The organism is Acetobacter papayae (assembly GCF_047721125.1).
GTDB classification, from domain to species: Bacteria; Pseudomonadota; Alphaproteobacteria; order Acetobacterales; family Acetobacteraceae; genus Acetobacter; species Acetobacter papayae.
Window position 1 is genome coordinate 37884 of record NZ_JBDNWF010000012.1, and the last position, 24431, is coordinate 62314.

Annotated in this window: 23 protein-coding genes; 14 read left to right on the forward strand and 9 right to left on the reverse strand. The window is 62.2% G+C overall.

The annotated features are described in order from the left end of the window. Positions 1-31 precede the first annotated feature (31 nt). From ABF757_RS05790 to ABF757_RS05800, 3 genes are read right to left on the reverse strand one after another with little or no spacing between them, the layout of a single operon-like run. On the reverse strand, positions 32-349 hold the full coding sequence (locus ABF757_RS05790) for a hypothetical protein (RefSeq protein WP_025860942.1): 318 nt from the start codon (positions 347-349) through the stop codon (positions 32-34). Beyond that, positions 349-1353, reverse strand: a complete 1005-nt coding sequence (gene argF / locus ABF757_RS05795; protein WP_025860941.1) for an ornithine carbamoyltransferase — start codon at positions 1351-1353, stop codon at positions 349-351. The genes ABF757_RS05790 and argF overlap by 1 nt, the downstream gene beginning before the upstream one ends. After that, positions 1350-2558: an aspartate aminotransferase family protein gene (locus ABF757_RS05800; protein WP_415481318.1), complete on the reverse strand. Its 1209-nt coding sequence runs from the start codon at positions 2556-2558 to the stop codon at positions 1350-1352. The genes argF and ABF757_RS05800 overlap by 4 nt, the downstream gene beginning before the upstream one ends. 364 nt (positions 2559-2922) lie before the next feature. Here ABF757_RS05800 and ABF757_RS05805 point away from each other — a divergent pair, with 364 nt between their 5' ends. The 12 genes from ABF757_RS05805 to ABF757_RS05860 all read left to right on the forward strand — a co-directional run bounded on the left by ABF757_RS05805 (position 2923) and on the right by ABF757_RS05860 (position 15367). After that, positions 2923-3699 (forward strand): RecX family transcriptional regulator, encoded by a 777-nt coding sequence (locus tag ABF757_RS05805; RefSeq protein WP_415481319.1) that lies wholly within the window; start codon positions 2923-2925, stop codon positions 3697-3699. Between the two features lie 23 nt (positions 3700-3722). Beyond that, a complete protein-coding gene (locus ABF757_RS05810; RefSeq protein ID WP_025860938.1) occupies positions 3723-4208 on the forward strand; it encodes a CHAP domain-containing protein in 486 nt (161 codons plus the stop codon). A 134-nt stretch (positions 4209-4342) separates the two neighbouring features. Beyond that, complete coding sequence (locus tag ABF757_RS05815) at positions 4343-4597, forward strand: twin-arginine translocase TatA/TatE family subunit (RefSeq protein ID WP_025860937.1); 255 nt, start codon at positions 4343-4345, stop codon at positions 4595-4597. A gap of 95 nt (positions 4598-4692) precedes the next feature. Next, entirely contained in the window at positions 4693-5313 is a 621-nt protein-coding gene (locus ABF757_RS05820) for a methylthioribulose 1-phosphate dehydratase (protein WP_415481321.1), read from the forward strand. Then, positions 5310-5855 (forward strand): 1,2-dihydroxy-3-keto-5-methylthiopentene dioxygenase, encoded by a 546-nt coding sequence (locus ABF757_RS05825; protein ID WP_415481323.1) that lies wholly within the window; start codon positions 5310-5312, stop codon positions 5853-5855. Before ABF757_RS05820 ends, ABF757_RS05825 begins: the two co-directional genes overlap by 4 nt. Positions 5856-5868: 13 nt before the next feature. Beyond that, a complete protein-coding gene (gene mtnC / locus ABF757_RS05830; protein ID WP_415481325.1) occupies positions 5869-6618 on the forward strand; it encodes an acireductone synthase in 750 nt (249 codons plus the stop codon). Then, entirely contained in the window at positions 6615-7556 is a 942-nt protein-coding gene (locus ABF757_RS05835; protein WP_035370898.1) for a bifunctional riboflavin kinase/FAD synthetase, read from the forward strand. The genes mtnC and ABF757_RS05835 overlap by 4 nt, the downstream gene beginning before the upstream one ends. Positions 7557-7695: 139 nt before the next feature. After that, positions 7696-10599, forward strand: coding sequence for an isoleucine--tRNA ligase (ileS, locus tag ABF757_RS05840; protein ID WP_415481326.1), 2904 nt, complete (start codon positions 7696-7698; stop codon positions 10597-10599). Further along, complete coding sequence (gene lspA, locus ABF757_RS05845; protein WP_025860933.1) at positions 10596-11111, forward strand: signal peptidase II; 516 nt, start codon at positions 10596-10598, stop codon at positions 11109-11111. Before ileS ends, lspA begins: the two co-directional genes overlap by 4 nt. Positions 11112-11166: 55 nt before the next feature. Beyond that, complete coding sequence (locus tag ABF757_RS05850) at positions 11167-11697, forward strand: DUF3035 domain-containing protein (protein ID WP_025860932.1); 531 nt, start codon at positions 11167-11169, stop codon at positions 11695-11697. A gap of 34 nt (positions 11698-11731) precedes the next feature. Further along, positions 11732-13717: a DNA mismatch repair endonuclease MutL gene (gene mutL / locus ABF757_RS05855; protein ID WP_415481327.1), complete on the forward strand. Its 1986-nt coding sequence runs from the start codon at positions 11732-11734 to the stop codon at positions 13715-13717. A gap of 117 nt (positions 13718-13834) precedes the next feature. Next, a complete protein-coding gene (locus ABF757_RS05860) occupies positions 13835-15367 on the forward strand; it encodes a complex I subunit 4 family protein (protein ID WP_415481328.1) in 1533 nt (510 codons plus the stop codon). A 232-nt stretch (positions 15368-15599) separates the two neighbouring features. On the opposite strand, the gene parE is transcribed toward ABF757_RS05860, so the two are convergent. Both parE and ABF757_RS05870 read right to left on the reverse strand, forming a co-directional pair. Then, positions 15600-17624, reverse strand: a complete 2025-nt coding sequence (parE, locus tag ABF757_RS05865; RefSeq protein ID WP_415481329.1) for a DNA topoisomerase IV subunit B — start codon at positions 17622-17624, stop codon at positions 15600-15602. Between the two features lie 72 nt (positions 17625-17696). Beyond that, positions 17697-18218, reverse strand: a complete 522-nt coding sequence (locus ABF757_RS05870; protein ID WP_415481330.1) for a hypothetical protein — start codon at positions 18216-18218, stop codon at positions 17697-17699. 381 nt (positions 18219-18599) lie between these two features. Here ABF757_RS05870 and ABF757_RS05875 point away from each other — a divergent pair, with 381 nt between their 5' ends. Further along, the gene (locus ABF757_RS05875; RefSeq protein ID WP_415481331.1) at positions 18600-19151 is read left to right on the forward strand and encodes an Ig-like domain-containing protein; all 552 of its coding nucleotides are present in this window, start codon (positions 18600-18602) and stop codon (positions 19149-19151) included. A 106-nt stretch (positions 19152-19257) separates the two neighbouring features. On the opposite strand, the gene ABF757_RS05880 is transcribed toward ABF757_RS05875, so the two are convergent. Beyond that, positions 19258-19707, reverse strand: coding sequence for an RrF2 family transcriptional regulator (locus tag ABF757_RS05880; RefSeq protein ID WP_025860927.1), 450 nt, complete (start codon positions 19705-19707; stop codon positions 19258-19260). 154 nt (positions 19708-19861) lie between these two features. Between ABF757_RS05880 and cysK the strand changes: the two genes are divergently transcribed. Continuing rightward, positions 19862-20848, forward strand: a complete 987-nt coding sequence (gene cysK, locus ABF757_RS05885; protein WP_415481332.1) for a cysteine synthase A — start codon at positions 19862-19864, stop codon at positions 20846-20848. A 99-nt stretch (positions 20849-20947) separates the two neighbouring features. On the opposite strand, the gene ABF757_RS05890 is transcribed toward cysK, so the two are convergent. The 3 genes from ABF757_RS05890 to ABF757_RS05900 all read right to left on the reverse strand — a co-directional run bounded on the left by ABF757_RS05890 (position 20948) and on the right by ABF757_RS05900 (position 24322). Next, a complete protein-coding gene (locus ABF757_RS05890; protein ID WP_025860926.1) occupies positions 20948-22105 on the reverse strand; it encodes an OmpA family protein in 1158 nt (385 codons plus the stop codon). A 193-nt stretch (positions 22106-22298) separates the two neighbouring features. Further along, positions 22299-22637, reverse strand: coding sequence for a DUF1491 family protein (locus ABF757_RS05895; RefSeq protein ID WP_415481333.1), 339 nt, complete (start codon positions 22635-22637; stop codon positions 22299-22301). Continuing rightward, positions 22634-24322 carry a S41 family peptidase gene (locus tag ABF757_RS05900; RefSeq protein ID WP_415481339.1) on the reverse strand — a complete coding sequence of 563 codons (1689 nt, stop codon included), beginning with the start codon at positions 24320-24322 and terminating at the stop codon, positions 22634-22636. Before ABF757_RS05900 ends, ABF757_RS05895 begins: the two co-directional genes overlap by 4 nt. Positions 24323-24431 lie beyond the last annotated feature (109 nt).

The window sequence follows — 24431 nt, forward strand, 5'->3', positions numbered from 1 at the left end:
GGCAGGGCCCGCAAGGCCCCGCCGCCATGGGTCAGATGTTCGAGGAAATATCCAGTTCCAGTTTTTCGAGCTTCTGTTCCAGAGCGCGCTGATCAGGGGCGGAAAGGTCCAGAACCGAGGTCAGACTGCCCAGAAATGCCTTGCGGCAGGCATCGTGCTCGGCATCAAGGTCCTGCGTGCGGCCGCACCCTGCGAGGCAGTCGAGATAGCTGGCGCGCAGCGGGGCGAGCTTGTCCGCCGCAACGGGCAGGCCTGCCAGAATGGCGTCCAGACTGCTTTCCACCCAGCCGGGGGCGTTGGGTGTATCTTCCGTTGTGGTGGGGGAGGCGGCTCTGTCTACACCATTCATCAGCCTTGTTCCTTGCCGAAAGAAGTCCAGTTCGCGCCACCCAGCGCCCAGGCCAGTATGCCTTTCTGGGCGTGCAGGCGGTTTTCGGCCTCATCAAACACAACGGAATGATGGCTTTCAAACACCTCCTGAGTGACTTCCTCCCCTATATGGGCAGGCAGGCAGTGCATGAACAGGGCCTGCGGTGCGGCAAGCGCCATCAGTTCGGTGGTGACACGGTAGGGCTCAAGCCGTTCGGCGCGCGCGCTGGCTTCGGCTTCGGAGTCGGACATGCTGGTCCATGTGTCGGTCACCACGCAGTCGGCCCCGTCCACGGCGGCACGGGGGTCGGCGGTCCATTCCACCTTGCCGCCTTCGCGCAACGCCCAGTCCAGCACATCCTGCGGCGGCTTCATGCTCACCGGGGTTGCAGCGCGCAGCGTAAAGCCAAAACGCACAGCCCCTTCGATCAAGGATACCAGCACATTATTGCCATCGCCTGTCCAGGCGAATGTGCGGCCTTTAACCGGACCACGATGTTCCTCAAAGGTCATGACATCGGCCATGATCTGCACCGGGTGGGAGTTGGGTGTCAGGCCATTGATGACAGGCACACCGCTCCAGCGGGCCAGATCATGCAGGTTTGACGTATGGCCGGTACGCAGTACGATGGCATCCACAAAGCGGGAGAGCACGCGGGCGGTATCGGCAATGCTCTCGCCCCGCCCGATCTGCATTTCCTGTGGGGACAGCACCACCACATCCCCTCCGAGCTGGCGCATGCCCACCTCGAACGAAACCCGGGTGCGGGTCGAGGGCTTGGACATGATCAGCCCCAGTTGCCGCCCGGCCAGTGGCTGGCGCGGGTGCAGCGGAAAGCGCCGCCCCTGCTGCATGCGCTTCATGCCTGCCGCCGTGTCGATAATCTGGCGCAGGGTGGCCGTGTCCAGATCCTTCAGGTCAAGGAAATGGCGCGGCGGCACGGAGTTGAGGGAGGGCGGAACAATGGAGGCGACGGCGCTCACGGTGTAGGCTCCAGAACAGTCTTGATGGTCGACCTGTCTTTCAGGGCGGCGATGGCGCGCGCCAGACAGGCCACGGCGTCACGACATTCGGTTTCGGTTACGGTCAGGGGCGGGACAAGCCGCAGGACGTTATCGCCCGCTGTAACGCACAGCAGGCCAGCATCCTGTGCCGCGTCCTGCACATCGCCCACGGGTGGCACGCAGCGCAGGCCCAGCAGCAGGCCAAGGCCACGGCGCTGGTCGAAAATTTCCGGTGCATCGGCCACAACCGCGTCCAGCAGGGTGTCCATCAGGGCGGCGCGTTCACAGACCTGATCAAGAAAACCCGGGGCGAGAATGACATCCAGCACGGCGTTGGCGGCGGCACAGGCTAGGGGGTTCCCCCCGAAGGTCGTGCCGTGCGTGCCCGGTGTCATGCCTGCGGCGACTGCCTGCGTGGCCAGAATGGCCCCGATGGGAAAGCCGCCGCCCAGCCCCTTGGCCGTGCTCATGACATCCGGGGTGATCCCGGCCCACTGGTGGGCAAACAGGCGGCCGGTGCGGCCTACGCCAGTCTGCACTTCATCAAGGACCAGCAGCACACCGGTTTCATCGCACAGGGCACGCAGGGCGCGCAGGTAAGCCGGATCAGCCACCTTGATCCCGCTTTCGCCCTGTATGGGCTCAAGCATGATGGCGGCGGTGCGCGGGGTTATCGCGGCGCGGACAGCTTCGATATCGTTGAAAGGCACATGCGTGAAACCGGAAACCGGCGTGCCGAAGCCTTCAAGATATTTGGGGTTGCCGGTGGCGGACAGCATGGCCAGCGTGCGGCCATGGAACGCGCCGTCCATGCAGATGATGTCGGTACGTTCAGGGTGGCCGGCCAGAAACTGCGCCCGGCGCGCCATCTTGACCATGCCTTCATTGGCTTCAGCGCCAGAATTGCAGAAAAACACGCTATCAGCGAACGTGTTGGCCACAAGCCGTTCAGCCAGTTTTTCTGCCTGCGGAATGCAGAACAGGTTCGAGACATGGATAACCCGCCCCGCCTGTTCGCTGATGGCCTTTACCAGAGCCGGGTGCGCATGCCCGATTGAACTGGTGGCGATACCAGCGGCAAAGTCCAGAAATCGTCGTCCGTCCGATGCGTACAGCCATGCGCCCTCTCCCCGCTCGAAGGCGAGATCGGCGCGTTTGTAGGTTGGCATGAGCGGAGAGATCATGAGACTGGTCTTTGCTTTGAGTTGAGTGTTGAACCCGGTTGGTGGCCATGAAAACGATGATGCAAAACGAAAAGCGCCCGCTGCCTGAAAATGGAGCGGGCGATCCGTTACACTTTTGTATCATGGCGCTTTCAACAGCAGAGAGTCAAATATCTGGCTTAAAATTCCTGCATGCGCGGCATGCGTCAAAGGCGGGAGCGCCTGAAGGGCAGGGCAGGATTGCGTGTGGTTTCAGCGCTTTGGAGTGTTTGCCTGACAGCAGGGGCGCGCTAGGGTGTGTAGCATGACCCGCGCGCGCTCTTTGGGCACACAGGCCCGCAGGAAGGCTTCTCCAGGCAGGGGGGAACCGGCTAGGGCCGCTGCTGTGCCCCCTGTCGTGCCCCCCGCGCCAGACCGTGCGGCACTGCGTGAGGCCGCACTGGCGCATCTGGCCCGTTTTGGCACAACCCGGCATGGGCTGGAGCAGGTGCTACTGCGGCGCGTGGCTCGCTGGCGTGCACGGGCCACGGCTGCCGGGGCGGAAGGTGCAGAGGAACAGGCGCAGGCGCTTACCGCCGTATGTACGGAAATTGCACAGGAAATGGTGAGCCTTGGCGCGGTGGATGATGCCGCCTTTGCCCATGCCCGTGCGCGCAGGCTGGTGCGCACGGGGCGTTCCAGCCGGGCTATAGAGGCGCATCTGGCGGCCCGGGGTGTTGCGGCTCCTATCCGGGCGCAGGCCATGCAGGGTGATGAAGCGCAAGAGCCGCTCGAGGAGGGCGTAGGCGCACAGGGTTATGGCCAGACGGGGTATAACCGTGGCCTGTCCGCCACCGAGCGGGAGTTGTGCGCGGCTCTGGTGTTGGCGCGTAAAAGACGCTTGGGGCCGTTCGCTAGTGCGGTGCAGGAAAGTCATGCCGCTGATAGCATGGATGACAGCACGCCCGCTGATGAGTGGGGGAGCGAGGTGTGGGATGAGGACGAATCTCCTCGGCCAAGGCGGGTTGCAGCCGGTAGGCGGCGGGCGGATGCTGGAGGGGTACACCGGGCGCTGGGCGTGCTGGCACGGGCCGGGTTCGCACGCGATACGGCAGCCCGCGCGCTGGATATGACACGGGAGGAGGCGGACGAATGGCTCGAACGACTGAAGGCCGAATCGTAACCGCGCTTGCGGGGTGGCGTGTCATGCTGTCCGTTTTTCGGCGGGCGGGGGTTCTGGTGCCGCTGCTTATGCTGGCCGCTTGTGCAGGCGGCAGTTCGGGCCGCGTGAGCGGAAGCTGGAATGGCTCCGTGCAGTGCGCGCCTTATGCACGGGAGCATTCGGCGGTCAATCTGCGGGGCGATGCCGCTTTGTGGTGGAACAGGTCGCGCGGGATTTATACCCGCTCATCTGTCCCGCATGAGGGCGATGTGCTGGTGTTCCGCGCAACAGGGCGGCTGCCTTCGGGTCATGTTTCAGTTGTGCGGCAGGTCAGAAGTAGTCGGCTGGTGCTGGTCGATCATGCCAACTGGGAGCCGGGACGGGTGACGCGTTCGGCCCCTATCGTGGATGTTTCGCCGCGTAATGACTGGACGCGTGTGCGCGTGTGGTGGGCACCCTCCCGCGCACTGGGTAAAACCGTCTATCCTGCGTACGGCTTTATAGAGCCGCCATGGCAGGGGGGAAGCTGAGCCCAGCCCATGCACAGGGCATTAAGGAAGGGCTTGCATGAACGGGCATTCGCCCTCATGTACACAGTGGAGTTTTTTGGCGTGGCTGCGCTGTGGGGTAAACAGGCGGGCTGACGGGCCAGGGGGAGCGTGAAATGGGTAGTCTGAGCATCTGGCACTGGCTGATTGTGCTTGTTGTGGTTCTGGTTGTGTTTGGCGGTGGCGGCAAGATTACGACACTGATGGGCGATGTGGCCAAAGGCATCAAATCGTTCAAGAAACACATGGCGGATGACGAATCGCTGGAGGAGCAGGCTGCCACGCGCAATGCGGGCGGGCATATTGCCCCCCCGCCCGTGGCGACTGCTGCCGAAACGCGCGCTCCTGCCGATCAGTCCACCCCGCGCTGAAACACTGCCCTGCTGAGGCATGAAGCCGCGCTTTTTCAGGGCGTGGCACCATGCGTGGCGGGCTGTTTGCGCGACCTGCGAGTTATGGAACAGAAATGAGTGACAACACGCCGGATCTGGCTGCGGCTGCGCGCGATATCGTGCAGGCGGGCCAGAGGCTTGATGCCCGTGGCTGGGTGCCTGCAACAGCAGGCAATATCAGCCGCCGTCTGCCGGATGGGCGGATCGCCATTACCCGCTCGGGATGCCATAAGGGGTTCTTGAGTGAGCAGGACGTGATTACCGTTGATCTGGCTGGCCAGCCGCATGATGCGGGCAATCGCCCCAGCGCGGAAACCCTGCTGCATTGCCAGATCTATCGCCTGTTGCCTGATGTTGGGGCGGTGCTGCACGGCCATTCCGTTGCGTCTACCGTGCTGTCCATGATTGAGCCATCGCCCCGGATTCTGCTGAGCGATTACGAAGTGCAGAAGGTGTTTGCCGGGCAGGACACGCACGAGGCCACGGTGCCTGTGCCGCTATTCCCCAATGATCAGGATATTGCCCGGCTTGCCCGCGAAGTGGAGCCCCATGTGGCGGACATGCCCGCAGGCTACATTATCCGCGGCCATGGTGTGTATGTCTGGGGCCGTGACATGGGCATGGCGCTGGCACGGCTGGAAGGGCTTGAGTTCCTGCTGGCCTGCGAACTGGAAAGAAGGAAACTGAAGGCATGAGCAGCCTGAGCGTTTATGAGGACGGGCAGCCCGGCACGCCTGTTCTGCAGACTTCCGACCCCCATGAAATCGCAAGCCTGCTGGCCCCCATGGGTGTGCGTTTTGAACGCTGGGAAGGCCCGACCATTCCGCCCAAGGATGCAGCCGAAGAGGCCATTCTTGAAACCTACCGCCCGTGGCTTGACCGGCTGATGGGCGAGACAGGGGCGGGTTCGGCTGACGTGCTGCGTATGAACACGCAAACCCCCAACCTTGCAGCCCTGCGTGAGCGGTTTTTGTCCGAGCATATCCATAGCGAGGACGAGGTGCGGTTTTTCGTGCATGGCGGCGGACATTTCGTGCTGCATGTGGGTGGGCGGATTTATGATGTGGGCTGCACCCAGACAGACCTGATCTCCGTTCCCGAAGGCACGCGGCACTGGTTTGACGCCGGGCCGGAGCCCGATGTGGTGACGCTGCGTATCTTTACCCACAAGGAAGGCTGGGTGGCCCGCTATACGGGCGATGAGATTGCCCGCCGGTTTCCGTCCTACGCGTGTTGAGCGAGCATCGACCATGACTTTGCAGGCCCCTGAGCAGACCGTTCCGCCGCGCGTGGTGCTGCTGGATATCGAAGGCACGACCCTGCCGGTGTCCTTTGTGCACAATGTTCTGTTTCCCTATGCAAGGCAGCATCTCGCTGCCCTGCTGGCCGACCGTGCTACTGACCCGGTGGTGATGCGCGCCGTAGCGCAGATTGGCGAACTGGCCCCCGGCGTGCCCCCGGCTGAACAGCTTGCACTCTGGATGAATGAAGATGCCAAGGTAGAACCGCTCAAGACCCTTCAGGGCCTATGCTGGGATGGTGGCTACAGGCAGGGCGAACTGGTGGCGGACCTGTATTCCGATGTCGTGCCCTGCCTGCGTGCGCTGCATGCGGCGGGTGTGGTGCTGGCGGTTTATTCCTCGGGTTCCGAACCGGCGCAGCGGCTGATTTACGGCTATACGGAACAGGGGGATGTTACCCCGTTGTTCAGCGCCTTTTTTGACCTGCGCGTGGGCGGCAAGAAAGAAGCGCAGAGCTACCGCAATATTCTGGCCGAAACAGGCTGGCAGGCGGCGGATGTGCTGTTCCTGTCCGATGTCGAGGCTGAGCTGGACGCCGCATCAGAGGCGGGGCTGCGGGTCTGCCAGATTGCCCGTGTGGAAGATGCGACGGTGGCAAGCCAGCGTCACCCGGTTTGTGCTGATATTGCGCAGGCTGTGGAGCGTTTTGGCCTGTCTGGCACCGTGCAGGGTGAGGCGGAAAGGGCTCAGTCGTGCTGACAAAGGCCCGCCTGTATACGGACTGGCGCAATATCCCGCCTGAGGCCCATGGCTGTGCGGCTGCACTGGGTAATTTCGATGGCGTGCATCTGGGTCATGCCCATCTGGTCAACACCGTCTATGCCGCGCGCCCCGACCTGCCGCGTGCGGTGGTAACATTCGAGCCGCACCCGCGTGAGCTGTTCCGCCCGCAGGACCCGCCTTTTCGGCTGACGCTATCCGATGAGCGGTTGGCCGCACTGGAGGCGCTGGGCGTGCGCCATGTGTTTCAGATTCCCTTTGATGCCGCCTTTGCGGAACTGACCGCGAGCCAGTTCGTGCGCGAGGTGCTGCATGAAGCGCTGCATCTGAAGCATGTGGGCTGCGGACCGGATTTTGCCTTTGGGCACAGGCGCGGCGGCACTGTGGCGTTGCTGGGCGAGCAGGCGCTGGCTCTGGGGATCGGCTGCACGCAGGTTCCGGCTCTGGCGGATGCTACGGGGCCGTATTCCTCAAGCCGGGTGCGTATGCTGTTGCAGGATGGCTACCCCGAGCGCGCAGCAGCCGAGCTTGGGCGGGCATGGGCTATCCGTGGCGAGGTCCAGCATGGTGACAAGCGTGGGCGTCTGCTGGGTTTCCCTACCGCCAATATTCCGCTGGGGCGGCATCTGGAGCCCGCGCGTGGGGTCTATGCCGTAACGGTGCGCCTGCCCGGTGGGCAGTCGGTTTTCGGGGTGGCCAATATCGGACGCAGGCCCACCATCAACGATGGGCAGGAAAGCCGGCTGGAAGTGCATCTGTTTGATTTCGAGGGCGACCTGTACGGCCAGACCCTATCCGTGGCCCTGCATGCCCTGTTGCGTGGCGAGCAGCGTTTTGACGGTCTGGACGCGCTCAAGGCCCAGATCGCGCGGGATGCGGAACAGGCCCGCCACCTGCTGGGGAACACCCTCTCCTGATTGTCGCACTTGACCCTGCGGGTTTCCTTTTTGATAAGGGAATGCGCGCGCTGGTCGGCATATGGAAATCTGTAGCCCGCTCCCGCGCCAGGCATTTCGCCCGCGCCCTGAACCTGAACTGAAGTGACCCCTGCCGCTCATGACCAAAACCGCCAGCGACCCGGATAAGACAGACCTCGCCGATCAGTATCGCGATACGGTGTTTCTGCCGCGTACATCCTTTCCCATGCGCGGTGGCCTGCCCACGCAGGAACCCGAATGGCTGAAGCACTGGCAGGAAAGCGGGCTGGATGCGCGGCTGGCGGAGCAGGCGCAGGGGCGTCCGGTCTTTACGCTGCATGATGGCCCGCCCTACGCCAACGGCAACCTGCATATCGGTCACGCCCTGAACAAGATCAACAAGGACGTTATCAACCGCGCACACCGTATGGCGGGTTACGCCGTGCGCTACGTGCCGGGCTGGGACTGCCACGGCCTTCCTATCGAATGGAAGGTGGAAGAAGGCTACCGCAAGGCCAAGCGCGACAAGGACACGGTGCCCGTGCTCGAGTTCCGGGCCGAATGCCGGGCCTATGCGGGCCACTGGCTGGGCGTGCAGATGGAGGAATTCCAGCGTCTGGGCGTGCAGGGCGAGTGGCATAACCGTTACGCCACCATGGATTTTTCCTCCGAGGCAGCCATTGTCGAGGAAATCGGGCGTTTTCTGCTCAATGGCGGGCTGTATCGCGGCCTGCGCCCGGTCATGTGGAGCCCGGTTGAAAAAACCGCTCTGGCCGAAGCCGAAATCGAATACCACGATCACACTTCCACCACGATTCTGGTGGCGTTTCCGGTCATTCATGACCCCACGCCCCTGCATGCGCTGACCGATGTATCGGTGGTGATCTGGACCACCACGCCATGGACCATTCCGGGTAACCGCGCGCTGGCGTTCGGGCCGGACATTACCTACGTGGTGCTGCGGGTGGATGAAACGGGCGAGGGCGCTACGCTGGTGCCCGGTGCCAAGGTGCTGGTGGCTGAAGCGCTGGTGGATTCTTTCTGCCGAGAGGCAAAGGTCGAGGCCCATCACATCGTCTATACCCTGCCCGGCAGCGCGCTGGAGGGGGCCATCTGCGCCCACCCGCTGCGTGGTGCGGGGTATGATTTCGATGTGCCGATGCTCCCCGGCGAGTTCGTAACGACCGAGGCAGGCACCGGGCTTGTGCATCAGGCCCCCGCCCATGGCGAGGATGATTTCCAGCTCTGCCGCGCCTATGGCATCGAAGTGCCGGAAGTAGTGCTGGCTGATGGCACATACGCGCCGTGGGTGCAGGGCTTTGCCGGTGTGCATGTGTTCAAGGCAGCCGATGTGGTGTGCGAGGCACTAGCCGGTGTCATGGAACGCGCCAACAGCACGGGTGCGGCTCCCAGCGGGCTGGTAGGGCGTGGGCAGATTGTCCACTCCTATCCGCATTCATGGCGTTCCCGTGCGCCCATCATCTACCGTGCCACGCCGCAATGGTTCATCCGCATGGATGGGGATAGCGCGCTGCGTGAAAAAGCGCTTGAGGCGCTCGAGGATGTAACCTTCGTGCCCGCGCAGGCCCGCAACCGCCTGACTTCCATGGTGCGTACCCGTCCGGACTGGTGCATCAGCCGCCAGCGCGCATGGGGCGTGCCAATTGCCGTGTTCGTGGAAAAACGCACGGGCGAAGTGCTGCGCGATGCAGAGGTCATGAACCGTGTGGTCGAGGCGTTCCGCTCCGAAGGGGCGGATGCCTGGTACAGCGCCCCGCCCGAGCGCTTTCTGGGCGAAGGCCGTAACCCTGACGATTACGAACAGGTTTTCGATATTGTCGATGTCTGGTTCGAAAGTGGTTCCACCCATTCCTTCGTGCTCGGGCGTCCGGGGCTGAGCTTCCCGGCTGATCTGTATCTTGAAGGTTCGGACCAGCATCGCGGCTGGTTCCAGTCCTCGCTGCTTGAAAGTGTTGGCACACGGGGTGTGGCGCCGTTCCGCGCATTGGTGACCAATGGCTTCGTGCTGGACGAGCATGGCCGCAAGATGTCCAAGTCGCTTGGCAATGTCGTAGCCCCGCAGGATGTCAATGACTCGCTGGGAGCTGACGTGCTGCGCCTGTGGGTCATGAATTCCGATACCAATGACGATCTGCGGATCGGCAAGGAAATTCTCAAGCAGCAGGGTGAGCTGTACCGCCGCCTGCGCAACACGCTGCGCTGGCTGCTGGGTGGTCTGGACGGCTTTAACGAGGCCGAAACCCTGCCGTATGAGCAACTACCCGAGCTGGAACGCTGGGTGCTGCATCGTCTGTCCGAGCTGGGCGGGCTTGTGGCCCGTGCGGTGGAAACGCATGAATGGGTGGGCGTCTATCCGGCGCTGCACGGTTTCTGCACGACCGACCTTTCGGCCTTCTATTTCGATATCCGCAAGGACACGCTGTATTGCGATGGCCCGGCCACGCCCACACGGCGCGCAGTGCGGACAGTGCTTGATATCCTGCACCGCTGCCTGAGCACATGGCTGGCCCCGGTTCTGGTCTTTACGGCGGAAGAGGCATGGTGTGCCCGCTTCGGGCGTGAAAACAGCGTGCATGAACAGGCGTTCATGGACATGCCAGTGGAATGGAACGACCCGGCACTGGAAGAACGCTGGACCCGTGTGCGTGCGGTGCGGCGTGTTATCACCACCGAAATCGAAGGTGCGCGCCGCTCCGGGCAGATTGGCTCTTCCCTGCAGGCGCAGGTTGAACTGACCCTGTCGGAAGAGGAAGCAGCTCTGTTCGCTGGCGTGGACTGGGCTGAACTGGCCATTGTGTCGTATGTGGATGTTGTGATCGACCCCACCAGCTCCTCGGTTTACGTGGATGCCGATGAAGGGGGCACCCTGCATGGAGCCCCCGTGGTGAGCGTGGCTGCGGGTGAGAAATGCGTGCGGTGCTGGAAAGTCCTGCCTGAAACCGGGGCTGACCCCGAGCATCCGGGGCTGTGCCTGCGCTGCGCCAGTGTCGTGGCGGACAGCAAGGGGCTGGAGCGCGCGTGAGCGGGCGTCCTTTCATGCTGCGCCCGGCTGGTATCGGGCTTTTAGTGCTGATGCTCGTGCTTTCGGCTGATCAGCTCAGCAAGTTCTGGATTCTCTACGGGCTTGATCTGCCCGCACGGGGGTCGGTACCGGTGCTGCCGTTCCTGAACTTTACCATGGTCTGGAATCATGCCGTGACATTTGGCATGTTTTCGAGCTTTGGCGGGGCAGGGCGGATTGTGTTTTCGGTTATTGCGCTGGCTGTTGTGGCGCTGCTGGCCGTGTGGATGTTCCGCACGCCCAGCAAGCTTACGGCGGCCTGCGTGGGGGCCGTGGCCGGTGGGGCCGTGGGCAATGTCATTGACCGGGTGCGGTACGGGGCGGTGGTTGATTTTCTGCATGCCCATGCTTTTGGCTGGTCATGGTATGTGTTCAACGTCGCTGATTCCGCTATAGTGTGCTCTGTCTGTGTGCTGCTGGTGCAAAACTGCCTTTCGGGCAGTGCGGCCAGTCAGGCCGACAGGACACCGTGAGATACAGCCAGCCCGCGCAGTGTCGGGGCTTTTCAGGATGAGTAGAAGGCAGATGATGGTGCGGCGTGTTTCAACCCTGATTTCTCCGGTGCTGCTGCTTGGTAGCTGCCTTATGCTGAGCGGCTGCTCCGGCAACGAGGCCGCACGGGCCTTTGGTCTGGAGCGCAGCATGCCTGACGAGTACACGGTCACGACCCGTGCACCGCTGTCCATGCCGCCGTCAGATGAACTGACCAAGCCCACCACAAAGGGCGATGAGCGCAGGCAGGACGAAAGCGAACGCCTGCAGGCGCTTGAAACCATTTCGCCCGATGTGGCGCTGCGTGGCTCCACCGGCGATACGAGCGAAGGTCAGTCCATTCTGGTGAACGAGGCGACCGCAGCATCCGATGTGCCGGATCAAGGTGAGCTTGGGGCTGCGGGTTCGGGCTTTATCGAGCAGCTTATGTTCTGGAAAGGCCATAATGCGGGCTCCGTGGTGGACACCAACGAAGAAAACCGCCGCCTGAAAACCAATGCAGCGCTTGGCAATCCGCCCACGCAGGGCGTGACACCGACCCAGAAGGCCAGCAAGTCCGGGTCGTGACACGGCGCCTGTCCTGAAAGGCCCGTCTGTTTTCATGTCTGCTGACGATATTTTTGCCGCGCCGCCGTCCTCTGCTCCTTCTCAGGAGGGGCAGGGGATTGTACGGCGTTTGTCCGAGGTTGTGGTCAACCGGATTGCTGCGGGCGAGGTCATTGAGCGCCCGGCGGCGGCGTTGAAGGAACTGGTCGAAAACGCCATTGATTCCGGTGCCCGGCGTGTTGATATCGCGCTGGAAGGCGGTGGTATTGATCGTATGATCGTCACCGATGATGGCTGCGGTATGAACGCGGCCGATCTGGCGCTGGCGGTGGAACGGCACTGCACGTCTAAACTCCGTGACGATACGCTGGTGCAGATCACCACTTTGGGTTTCCGGGGTGAAGCGCTGCCCTCCATAGGGGCTGCCGCGCGGCTGAACATTACCTCCCGCCCGCAGGGCGAGAGCGGGGCATGGCGTATCCGGGTGGAAGGTGGGCGGGTAACGCCTCCGCACCCCGCCTCGGGCGCGCCGGGCACCAGTGTGGTGGTGGAAGACCTGTTTTTTGCCACTCCGGCCCGCCGTAAATTTCTTAAAAGCGCGCGAGTGGAAGGGCGTCATGCCGAAAGCGTGGTGCGGCGGCTGGCTCTGGCTGCTTTCGACACCGCTTTTCGTCTGACGCTTGATGGCAGGCTCGTATTTGATCTACCAGCCCAAACCCTGCAGGCGCGGGCCGCGGCCCTGCTGGATGCGGCGGAGGCCAATGGCCTTGTCAGTGTCAGCGGCGAGCGTGAAGGCATGGTGCTGTCGGGCTTTATCTGCCCGCCTTCGGTACACCGGGCCACGGCGGCAGGGCAGTTTATGCTGGTCAATGGCCGCCCGGTAGTGGACCCGCTGCTGCGAACGGCTGTCCGGGTTGCGTATCGCCGGGTGATCGAGCCGGGACGGCACCCGGTGGTTGCACTCTCCCTGAGCGTGCCGCAGCAGATGGTGGATGTGAATGTCCACCCCGCCAAAACAGAACTACGCTTTGCGGATGAAGCCGCCGTGCGCTCATTGGTGATTGGTTCCATACAGCGAGCGCTTGAGCATGGAGCCGGTGTGGCGGGTGTGCGTCCGGTTCTGTCTTCGGGCCTTGGGCGGCAGGCCCGCATCTGGTATCCGCCCGAAAACACGGCTGGGCCAGCGGCTCCGGCGCCAGAGCTTCCGGTGCAGGGGCATTTGGCGGCACAGGCACCACGGGCAGGTGGCGCCCCGCCGTTTACGGGTTTTCCCGCGAGCGGTTTTGCCGAAAAACGTCTGGGTTTTGATGCGCCGCCCGCAGCCCGCATGATCCAGCCTGCGGCTCCTCTCCCAACTTCGCCGCATGAGGCCGGAGCCCCACCGGCCGAGATGCCCGAAGCTGCTGAGAGTGGTGGCGATACGATCGGCCAGCCTGCGGTGCAATATCCGCTGGGTGCGGCTGTGGCACAGGTGCTCGATACCTATATTCTGGCTGTTGCGGCGGATGGCAGCCTTATTCTGGTAGACCAGCATGCGGCCCATGAGCGGCTGACCCATCAGCGGCTTCGCCAGCAGTTCCTCTCCGGGCGGGTGCAGGCACAACGCCTGCTGGTGCCTGATGTCGTGGATCTGCCGCCCGCTCAGGTGGAAAGCCTGCTTGCCGCCACACCATTGCTGGAAAGACTCGGTGTAGAAATCGAAGGTTTTGGCGGCCAGTCCGTGCTGATACGCGCATTGCCCGCCATGCTCGGGGCAACCGATGCAATAGGCCTGCTGCGTGATCTGGCCGATGAACTGGAGCGCGATGAGCACGGCGCACCAGACGAAATGGCAGCACTCGACGGGCGGCTGGATGCGGTGATCGCACGCATGGCCTGCCATGGCAGCATACGGGCGGGGCGCAGGCTGAGTGCCGAGGAAATGAACGCCCTGCTGCGCCAGATGGAGGCCACACCACTTGCGGGCACCTGCTCGCACGGGCGGCCAACCTGGCTGAAACTCAGCCGTGGCGATCTGGAGCGTCTGTTCGGACGCCGCTGATCCGGGGTGTTTTTATCCGTGCAGTTCGGCAGAACGTGAACGGTGGTGCGCTGGTATCGCAGGGTGAAAAGGCGCAGTATAGGGCATTACGAAACAAACCCATAAGGCGGTGAAGTCGTGCAGCCGATCCTCCTCTCGCTGATAACCTATCTTCCGCTGGCAGGTGCGCTGGTGGCCTTTCTGTGCCCCGGCGCGTCTCAGGAGCGGGATCGTGCCGCGCGGTGGCTTGGCCTGTGGACAACGCTTGTAACGCTTGGTCTCAGTGTTCTGCTCTGGGTCGGGTTCGACCCCACACAGCCCGGTTTGCAGTATGAAACACGGCTGGGCTGGCTGGGTGAATACGGCATTACCTACCATACCGGGGTGGACGGTATCAGCCTTGTGTTTGTGCTGCTGACAGCGTTCCTCACTCCGCTTTCGCTTCTGGCGGGCTGGCGTAGCGTGCAGACACAGGGGCGCGATTTCGTGGCCATGCTGCTGATGCTCGAAACAGCGCTGTTCGGCTTGTTTTCCGCGCAGGATCTTGTGCTGTTCTACGTGTTTTACGAAGCAACGCTTATTCCCGGCTCCCTCATGATCGGGATATGGGGTGGGCAGAAACGGGTCTGGGCGTCGCTCCAGTTCTTTCTGTTTACCTTTGCAGGCTCGCTTTTCATGCTGGTCGGGCTGATCACCATGTGGCTCAAGACCGGCACAACCGATATTCCCACCCTGATGCAAACGGGTTTTTCGCAGCCCTTGCAGGGGTGGCTGTTACTGGCTTTTGTGCTGGCCTTTGGCGTCAAACTGCCATTGTTCCCTCTTCATGCCTGGCTGCCCGATGCCTATACCGAGGCTCCCACACCGGCTACGGCCATGATGTCGGGTGTGCTGTCCAAAACCGGGGCCTATGGTCTGCTGCGTTTCGGGGTGCTGATGTTCCCTGATGCAGCACGGGTTTTTGCGCCGTATATTCTGGCGCTCGGGGTTGCCGCCATTCTGTATGCCGCCATCGTGGCCTATGCCCAGTCCGACATGAAAAAGATGGTGGCATATTCTTCCTTCTCGCATATGGGCATGATTGCGGTCGGGCTGTTTACCCTGACAGCGGAAGGGATAGACGGCGCCATTTTCCAGATGCTTTCGCATGGTGTGGTAATTGCCGCCCTGTTCTTCTGTGTGGCTGCGGTAGCATGGCGTGCGGAAACCCGCGACATCGATGCACTGGGGGGCGTTGCCCGGCAGATGCCCATTCTCGCGTTGCTGGCCATGCTGTTTACCATGGCTAATGTCGGCCTGCCGGGCACGGGTTCCTTCGTTGGGGAACTGCTGGTGCTCATGGGGGCGGTGCATGTCTCGCTATGGGTTGCTCTGCTGGCTGGAAGCACCATGATTCTGGGGGCGGTGTATATGCTCTCGCTGTATCGCAGGGTGCTGTTTGGCGGCGTAAAAGGCACGGTGGGCCTGCTGCGTGACCTCACGGCGGGCGAAATGGCCGTTCTGGTGCCTCTGGCCGTGGTAACCCTGTGGATGGGTGTTCACCCCTCAACCTTTACCCGCCTGTTTGACCCGGTGGTTATGCAGGCGGTTCATGGCCATGTAGCCAGTGGGCTGAGTGCTGCGGCACATGGGGGAACAGTGCAGGATATCGTGCATGTAGCCAGCCGCTAGGCTGGGTGCGGCGTGCATAGACCGTAGAAAACGGGTTCTAGCCGCGCTTATCAAGCGGCAGAACTCAGGTCTTGCATCGTGTTGTTATTAATGTGCTTGTCGGTTGGCACCGCAGAGATGCGGGGCATATCGGTGGCAGGCAAAGCCCGGGCATGCTCCCGGATTTTCTCCGCTATATTCTGGTCGTTAGCCAATCCCCCCGCTGCTTTTCCAGCGGGGAGGGTATCGGGCTTCAGATATCGAGCAGTTCGTCCACCGAGCGCGCATGTTCCTGAATAAAGGCAAAGCGTAGCTCGGGTTTGCGGCCCATCAGGCTTTCTACCCGCTGGCGGGTGGTCATGCGGTCTTCCGGCGGCGTTACAACCCGCAGCAGCGTGCGGCGCTTGGGGTCCATCGTGGTCTCTTTCAGATCGGCAGGGGGCATTTCTCCCAGCCCTTTGAAGCGTGAGACATCGATTTTACCGCGCGCCTTGAACTCGCTCTTCATTTTGCGATCACGATCGGCATCGTCCATGGCGTACACACTCTTCGCACCCTGCGTCAGCCGGTAGAGGGGCGGCTGGGCAAGGTAGAGGTGGCCGTTCCGCACGAGTTCGGGCAGTTCGCGGTAGAAGAAGGTCATCAGCAGCGAGGCGATATGCGCCCCGTCCACATCTGCGTCGGTCATGATGATAACGCGCCCGTAGCGCAGGCGGCTGAGGTCGAAAGAGTCGCCCGACCCGCAGCCAAGAGCCTCGATCAGGTCATGCAGTTCCTGATTGGCGCGCAGTTTTTCAGATGTGGCGCTGGCTACGTTGAGGATTTTTCCACGCAGCGGTAGCACGGCCTGTGTTTCGCGGTTGCGGGCCTGTTTGGCCGATCCACCGGCGGAATCGCCTTCCACCAGAAAGATTTCTGTGTCGGAAGCTTGTTCACGCGTGCAGTCCGTCAGCTTGCCGGGTAGGCGCAGGCGGCGGGTTGCACTTTTGCGGGGCGTATCTTTTTGCTCACGGCGGCGCAGGCGTTCTTCCGCGCGTTCCACAACAAAGGCCAGCAGCGAATCTGCCTGTGGCGGGTTTTGTGCCAGCCAGTGGTCAAAGCGGTCGCGCAGGGCGGTTTCCACCAGACGGGCGGCTTCGGTTGTGGTCAGCTTTTCCTTGGTCTGACCCTGAAAATGCGGATCACGGATAAATACCGAGAGCCGGATCGCGCCCATGCCCAGAACATCCTCGGCGGTAATGGCCGAGGCTTTCTTGACCGAACGCTGGTCCCCCCATGCACGCAGTCCTTTGACCAGCGCATTGCGCAGGCCGGTTTCGTGCGTCCCCCCCTGTGGGGTGGGGATGGTGTTGCAGTATGAAACCAGCGAGGCCGCGCCACTTTCCAGAAAGGCGACCGCCCATTCCACCTTGCCGTTTTCCGAGCCATCGGTCGCGGCGGGCAGTGGTGCTTCACCGGCCCAGAACGGGGTGAGAAGAGGCGGGTTGGTGCCAAGCTCATCGGCCAGACTATCAGCCAGCCCGCCGGGGAAATGCAGTACGGCCTCGGCGGGGGTTTCATCCCCCGTGCGGATCAGCGCCGGGTCGCAGGACCAGCGGATGGTCACCCCACGGAACAGAAAGGCCTTGGAGCGGCAGAGCCGGAACAGCCGCGCGGGTGCGAAAAGCTGCGTGCCAAAAATTTCCGGGTCAGGCTGAAAGCTGATCTGTGTGCCACGGCGGTTGGGAGCAGTTCCCACCTGTTCCAGCGGGCTGACAGGCTTGCCCCGGGCATAGGACTGCCGCCACAAAACCCGCTCGCGCGCGATTTCTACATCCATATGCGAGGACAGGGCATTCACGACCGAGGAACCCACCCCGTGCAGACCGCCTGATGTGGCATAGGCCTTGCCGGAAAATTTACCGCCCGCATGCAGCGTGGTCAGAATGACCTCAAGGGCTGAGCGGTCAGGAAAACGCGGGTGCGGATCAACCGGGATGCCGCGTCCGTTATCACGGATGGTCAGGCGGTTTTCGGCATCCAGACGGACATCGATGGTGGTGGCATGGCCCGCCACCGCTTCATCCATGGAGTTATCAAGAATTTCCGCTGCCAGATGGTGCAGGGCGGCTTCGTCGGTGCCGCCAATATACATGCCGGGCCTGCGGCGAACAGGCTCAAGCCCTTCCAGCACCTCGATGGCGCTAGCATCATAGGCTTGAGGTTCCGTGTTCTTCGCGCGGGTGGAAGACGGGCCGGAGCCACCAGGAACGGACGGTGCGGAAAACAGATCACTCATGCACGAAGTCTGTCCCGCTTTAAGGCTGATTCGTCAAGCAGTGGGCGTGCCGGGCACGCCCCTTGCGGCAGGTCAGGCCTTGCGGGTGGTGCGGCGGCGCGTGGGAGCCGTGGGGTGAGACGTGCTGGGCGCTGCGCAGGCTTCAAAGGTGGAAGGCTGGGCGACGTCCTTGCCATCTGCGTAGTTAGCCAGATCCTCGGCGTTTTCGAGGGCCTTTACCTCGTCAAACATGGAAACGCGCTGCTGGCAGAACAGCGTGCCGGACTGCAGGCCCGCATCTTCCTGCACAAGGCCGAGCTGGGTGATGTAGTTGTCGAATTCCTGCTGGCCCTTGCGGCCGTAAACAGAGCGGAAATAACCGTTCAGCTTGGATTCGGCAGCGAGCAGTTCGGGGCGGAACTTGGCTACGAAATCATTGTAGCGGTCCTGCGCGGAGCATTTGAGGGCGGTAACCATCAGCTCGCTTTTCAGGCCCTGTACGCTGAAAGCCTCATGCGCGGGAGAATGGCCGCAGGGGCTGGCGGCGAATGACACGGAGCCATACGCCACGCCCGCGGCAAAAATACCTGCGGCAAGAAGACGGGAAAGGGACATGCGGTACCTCCGACAGATGCGCTTCCACACAACCACAGACCGGGCGGTGCGTATTGGGGCCAGAACAAAACCGAAATAGCATGTCTTTCTGCCGCTTCCTGCTCCTTACAGCAACCGCTCAGGTGCGAGGGTCGGTGCCACAGGAAATGACGGCGGGAAAGACAGGCTGTTTTAGGGCTATCCGCACGGTAAAACAATGCTTGGACACACCAGCCCTGTTGCGAAGGTGCCGTGCGTTGGCGTGGGGCCTCTTTCTTCCTGTCGCGGGATGTTTTAAACAAAAAAACGATCTCTATCGTGTCTCGCGGCGCTAGGTGTCCGGTTGGATGATGGCGGGCCGCGAAAACAACAAGTTCAACAGAAATGAAGCGGAGCTGTGGAGTGCGCTTAAGAGGAATTGCCGGGCTGGTTATGGCCGGTGGCATGCTGGCTGGCTGTGCAACAACCAGTGGGCCGGTTCATGTCGGATCTCCCAATCCGTTTGGTTACATGAAAAAATCAGCGGTGTGTAAAACCACGCCCGTGGTCAAGGGTGCTGATGGGCAGCTGTCCACCACCATGACCGTCCGCTCGGATGACGGGCTGTGCGAACTGCTGATCTCTCAGCCTGATGGCAAGGCCTATGCGTCTTTCGGAGTCGCACCGGTGCCTGAACACGGCAAGGCGTTCATGTATTCGCTGGATAACGATACGCACGTAACCTACACCCCCACACTGGCTTATGCCGGGCAGGATACGTTTACGGTCATTCTGGTGCCCGGCCCCGGCCAGCAGCGCACCAAGCTGACTGTAACGGCACAGGTTGATGCCACAGGCGTTTACGTGCCCCACCCAGCGGTGACTGGCCCGGCTCCGGCGGCAGAGCCTGCTAGCAAGGGCAAAAAGAAAGCCACGGTGCATCGCGCTGCTTCGGCAGCCAAGAGCAAGCACTGAGGTAGGGCGGTTTAAAACTGCTAACCCATTAAAAAACGGCGTCTGCTAGGCAGGCGCCGTTTTTGTATGAACCGCTGGGCAAGGCCGTAAACCGGCCCGTACCGTATCAGATCGAAAACGTGATGGGCTCGCTCAGCGGGCGCTTGAGGCCGGATTTTTCGGCACGGCGCACCAGGTCGTCCAGCGTGGTCTGTTCCATTTTTTCGGTCAGAGTTTCCTCGTATTCCGCCCAGCATGGTTCGATTACGCGCTGGAGCAGCGGGCCGGGGGCCGTGCCGTCTTCGGTCTGATCATCTCCCGCGACGGCGCTGATAATGCTGACCAGCGAAATATCGCGCCGGGGCCGGCCCAGTTTGTAGCCACCACGCGGGCCGCGAATGCTTTCCAGCAGGCCGGAGCGTGACAGGGCCTGAAGCAGGGGTTCGATTCCACGCCGCACAAGGCCTGATCGTTCCGCGATATCAGCCGCACTGACGGTACCGGCGCGGCCAGCATAAAAAGCAACATCCAGCATGATGAGTACGGCTGTCATTGCCCTGTCGCGTCGGAGAATCATGAAAACATCCTTCCGGTTGTTGTTGTCAGGCAGAATATGGCCCGCTGTTTTCCTGTTCAGAATTACGGTATAGCAGGGGAGCGCTTGTTTATCTACGTTGTTATTTCGTATTATAAGCATGTGTGTTTTGTAAACAGTGCAACCGGGGCTAGGAATGACGACGAAGACGCAAAAAGCAGAAGGGTATGGTTTTGCGGCGCCGCGTGGGCGTGTTTACGATTCGGTTGTGAATCTGGTGGGGGGTACGCCTCTGGTGGCGCTGCCTCATCTTACGCAGGATGACGGCCTCAAGGCGCGTCTGCTGATCAAGCTGGAATTCTTTAACCCGCTCGGTTCGGTCAAGGACAGGATCGGGGCGGCCATGGTGCTGGATGCCGAGCGCCGTGGGTTGATTATCCCCGGCAGAACCCTGCTGGTGGAGCCTACATCGGGCAATACGGGTATTTCGCTGGCATTTGTTGCTGCTTCGCGCGGGTACAGGCTGGTTGTCACCATGCCCGAGGGTGCTTCTATTGAGCGGCGGCGGATGCTGCGCCTGATGGATGCACAGGTGGAACTGACCCCCGCACGCCTTGGCATGGCCGGGGCTATTGCCCGTGCCAATGAAATTCTCAACGAAACGCCTGATGCCTGGATGCCCGATCAGTTCGATAATCAGGCTAATCCCGCCGTGCATGCCGCGACCACGGCAGAGGAAATCTGGCAGGATACTGCTGGCGATGTGGATGTGGTTGTGGCCGGTGTGGGTACGGGGGGCACGGCAACGGGTATTGCCACCGCACTGAAAGCGCGCCGTAAAGGGCTTGAGGTTTTTGGTGTGGAACCGGCTGAAAGCGCCATTCTCAATGGGGATGAGCCCGGCCCGCATGGCATTCAGGGAATCGGCCCGGGGTTCTGCCCCGCTACACTCGATACAGAACAGCTTGATGGTGTTCTGACGGTATCCGAGCGTGAGGCCATTGCTGCGGCCCGCCGCTGTGCCCGGCTTGAAGGGATTCCGATTGGTATTTCTTCAGGGGCTGCGCTGCATGCGGGGCTGCGTCTGGCGGCGGAAGAACGCTACAAGGGCAAGACTATTGTGGTTATCGCGCCGTCCTTTGCCGAGCGCTACCTGTCCACATCCCTGTTTACGGGCCTGTAAGGCCCTTTTTAGCCAGACCGTGCAGGCAAAATTCTACCTGCACGGTCTGTGGTAATCTGTTTCTGTTCCTAGCTAAATCCAGCCCCTTGGGGCCGGTGTTTAGCGGAACAGGATTTCAACCCGGCGGTTCTGGGGTTCTCTGGTATTGGGGCCGGTTTTAACCAGCGGATTGGCCTCGCCATAGCCATGCACGTCAATGGTCGTGCCAGCCACGCCATCACGCATCAGCTCAGCCTTGACGATTTCTGCACGGCGCAGGGACAGCTTGAGGTTGTAGGCCTTGCCGCTTGCCTGCCCCGGATGGGCGGAGGAATTGTCCGTATAGCCCGAGACAATAATCCGTGTCAGCGCGACATGGGACGAAGCCTGTGCTGCTTCATTGACAATGGAGCGCGCACGATCCGTCAGGCTTGCCTTGTCCCAGTCAAAAAAGACCAGATAGCTCCGTGCCGCCTGCGGGGCTGGCACAGCAGGAACCTGTGCGGGCGGCGGCGGGGGCGGTGCGGGGTTGAACTCGTAGCGCAGGCCCAGCATCAGCGAATGGTTGAAGTCTGTCTGCGTGTCGTGGTGGCCGCTTATGCTCGCATAGGAATGCGTGCCGTCTGTGCCGCCCAGCGTGCCAGTGGATACGACCCCATGCGACTGCGGGCCAAGCATGGTCCAGAACCGGTATTCCGCCGTGGCCGACAGCCCGACGGCGCCGGGCAGCGGGAAGGATAGGCCGAAAATGCCCTGATAGTCGAAGTTGCCAAAGGTGCCGCCAATGGTTTCATTGGCTGTATCGTTGCCCTTGGTGGCCAGAATGGAAGTGCGCATGGCGGTCCAGCCATAGCCGATACCCGCGCCAAAATAAGGGAACAGCCAAGGCTTGCCGATATCGAGGTCAAACAGAGCATTGGCCATGAAGCCATAGGTCTGCCTGCGGCCACCAACCTGCGAGGAGGACAGGTTGCTATTGACGAACTGCTTGTAGGCCATGCTGCGGTAGTCGCCTTCGACTTCTACACGAAAGCCGTTGCCCAAGCCCCAGCCTACGGCGCCAATACCGACGCCGCCTGTGTGCCAACTGTCCCGCCCGGAGGGGAAGGCATTGGAAGCCCGTACGGTCTGATCCTGATTGAAGGTGGCACCACCTTCACCCCTGACATACAGGCCCTGCACGGGCTGGGCCATTACGCTGCCCGCTGCAAGGAGCAACCCGGCGGCCAGAGGCACGGAAAGCGCGGTCCGCACAAACAGGGCCTTACGTGGCGTCATGGAATTCTCCCCGCTGTGGCGGTGTGGTACATCAAGTGTGACACGGGATGTAAAGAGGCACATGCCTGTTGTCTTTGCTGGAAACTGGCCTTTGGCGCAACAGGCATGAGAGGGAGTTTTCCCCAACCCGGCCTTTTTCCATGCAATAAATGTTGCAGGCGTGTGACGTATGCCACGGTTCTACCCGTTTGTATCACAGCAGCATTGCCTGAAACGGAGGGCTGAAATCATCACTTTCCATTTCCAGCACCCACAGGTCAGGGTCGTATTTTAGCTGCCGGTCCGTGTAGGCCTGCACATCCTGTGCGTTTAGCGGGGTCGGGCCTGAGGCGCGTATCCATGCCGGATCACCATCTGGTGTACGGGTCTGGCTCAGAACAACACCATCGCCCGCGCGGTTGACCAAGACCACCAGAATCCCCCCTGCATCCGCATCACCTTTGCGCAGCACCATGGCCGAGCGGCCATCACGTGCGGATTCGCGCACGAGGGCACGGGCAAGGATATCGGTTTTCAGGCGTGGAGCAGTCATGGCCCCCCCTGCGCGGGTAGCGAGGCCGGAAGCACGGCTGGTGTAGCCGAAGGGGGTGTGGCCGGTGCGGCGGGGGCAGGCGCTGCGGGAGCGGCTTCATCCGGTATGGCGGCCAGTGCCGTTTTATACCAGGCGTCATGCTCCAGCACATCACGTGCTACGCTCAGGTCGGTATCGGTGCCAAGGGCCGCCGGGCAGGCCCGGCGAATGGCCATGATGCGTGAGACCGGCACCGGGTAGCGGGCTGCGCGCGAGGCGACGACAGCCGGCAGGTTATCAAGCTGTCCCGCCGCCAGATCGCGCATGGCCCGCCCGGTTTCCAGTGCTCCAAGGCTGGTGCAGATCTGGGGCATGACGCCAAGCCCCTGCAGCGGCCACAGCAGCGGGGCAATAACCCGGCTCCAGGTCACAAACAGTTCGCCCTCATCGGGCAACTGCGCCACGGTCTGCACAAGGCCCTTGCCCAGTGTGGCGCTACCAATCACGACCGCACGGCGATGGTCCGCCAGTGCGGCGGCGAGAATTTCGGCCGCACTGGCCGAGCGCCCGTCCACCAGCACGGCGATAGGCAGGCCGTTGGTCATGTCCCCACCTTCCACCGCCCAGATATGGTTGGCCTGTGGGTCGCGCCCGCTGGTAATGGCGGCCACGCCCCGGTCAAGCAATAGGGCGGCGGCGGTCATGGCCTGTTGCAGTACGCCACCCCGGTTGCCGCGCAGGTCTATGATCAGGCCTCGCAGATGTTTGTCCTGCACGGCCTGATCGAGATACTGGCTGAGTTCTTCTGCCGTATCGGCTGAGAAGGCCGTAATGCGCAGCACCACGATAGAACCGCTGGCGAAGGCGAATACGGTTTCAGGCGGCACCTTGGCGCGGCGCAGCGTTACCGTGCGGATCGTGCGCTTGCCCGGTGCCTGCAGGCGCAGGGACAGCAGGCTGTCGGGCTCGCCACGTAGCCATTCGCGCACGGTCTCTACACTCTGGCCTGCGGTCGGGCGTTTGTTGACGGCGATAATCCGCTCGCCCGTATCCAGCGGTGCGGTCCAGGCAGGGCCATTGGCGTTAATGGACGCAATGACGATGTGCGGGCCGCTCTGTGTCAGCGTCAGGCCTGCATCGGCCTCTCCACCCGCGCGGGCCTGACGGTCCGTGGTGGCGGAAGACGGGCCGATATAGCGCGAATACGGGTCGAGATGGTTGAACAGCTCGTCAAAAAACGCCTGTAGCAGTTCCTCGCGGCTGGCGGTTGCCACGGCGGAGGAGTGCTGGCGGGCAGAATCAAGAAAATCCGTGGCGAGCTGGGCCCACTGTTCCGCATCCTCCGCCGGCGGGGCTACGCGCGACAGAATCGGAGTCTGGCCTAGCAGCAGCCGGATATCCGCGCCGCGCGCATCGAAGGAGAGCGACGGGTCAAGAGCGGTGACACTGCCCAGCCCCCAGAGCGTGAAGTCACGGCTGCTATGGGCTTCAAGCGTGCGGGGCCCCAGAAACTGCAACGCCGTGGCAATGACCGAGTGGATTAGCGTCATATCCATGGGTGCTGGGGGCGGTATTGTGGGTGCGGCCTCTGCTGTCTGGGGCGGAGCTGTGGGCTGGGCGGGGCTCTGTGCCGCCGGAGCAGGGGCGTCATGGGCTTCAGGCGGCTGTGTGGGCTGCGCCGCCTCGGTTGCCACCGGGGTGGTGATAGGCTGTGCTGGGGCGGTTGTGCTTGCAGCCTGCGCAACGGCGGGCTGTTCCGCCTGTGCCTGTGCCTGTGCCTGTGCCTGTGCCTGTGCCTGTGCCTGTGCCTGTGCC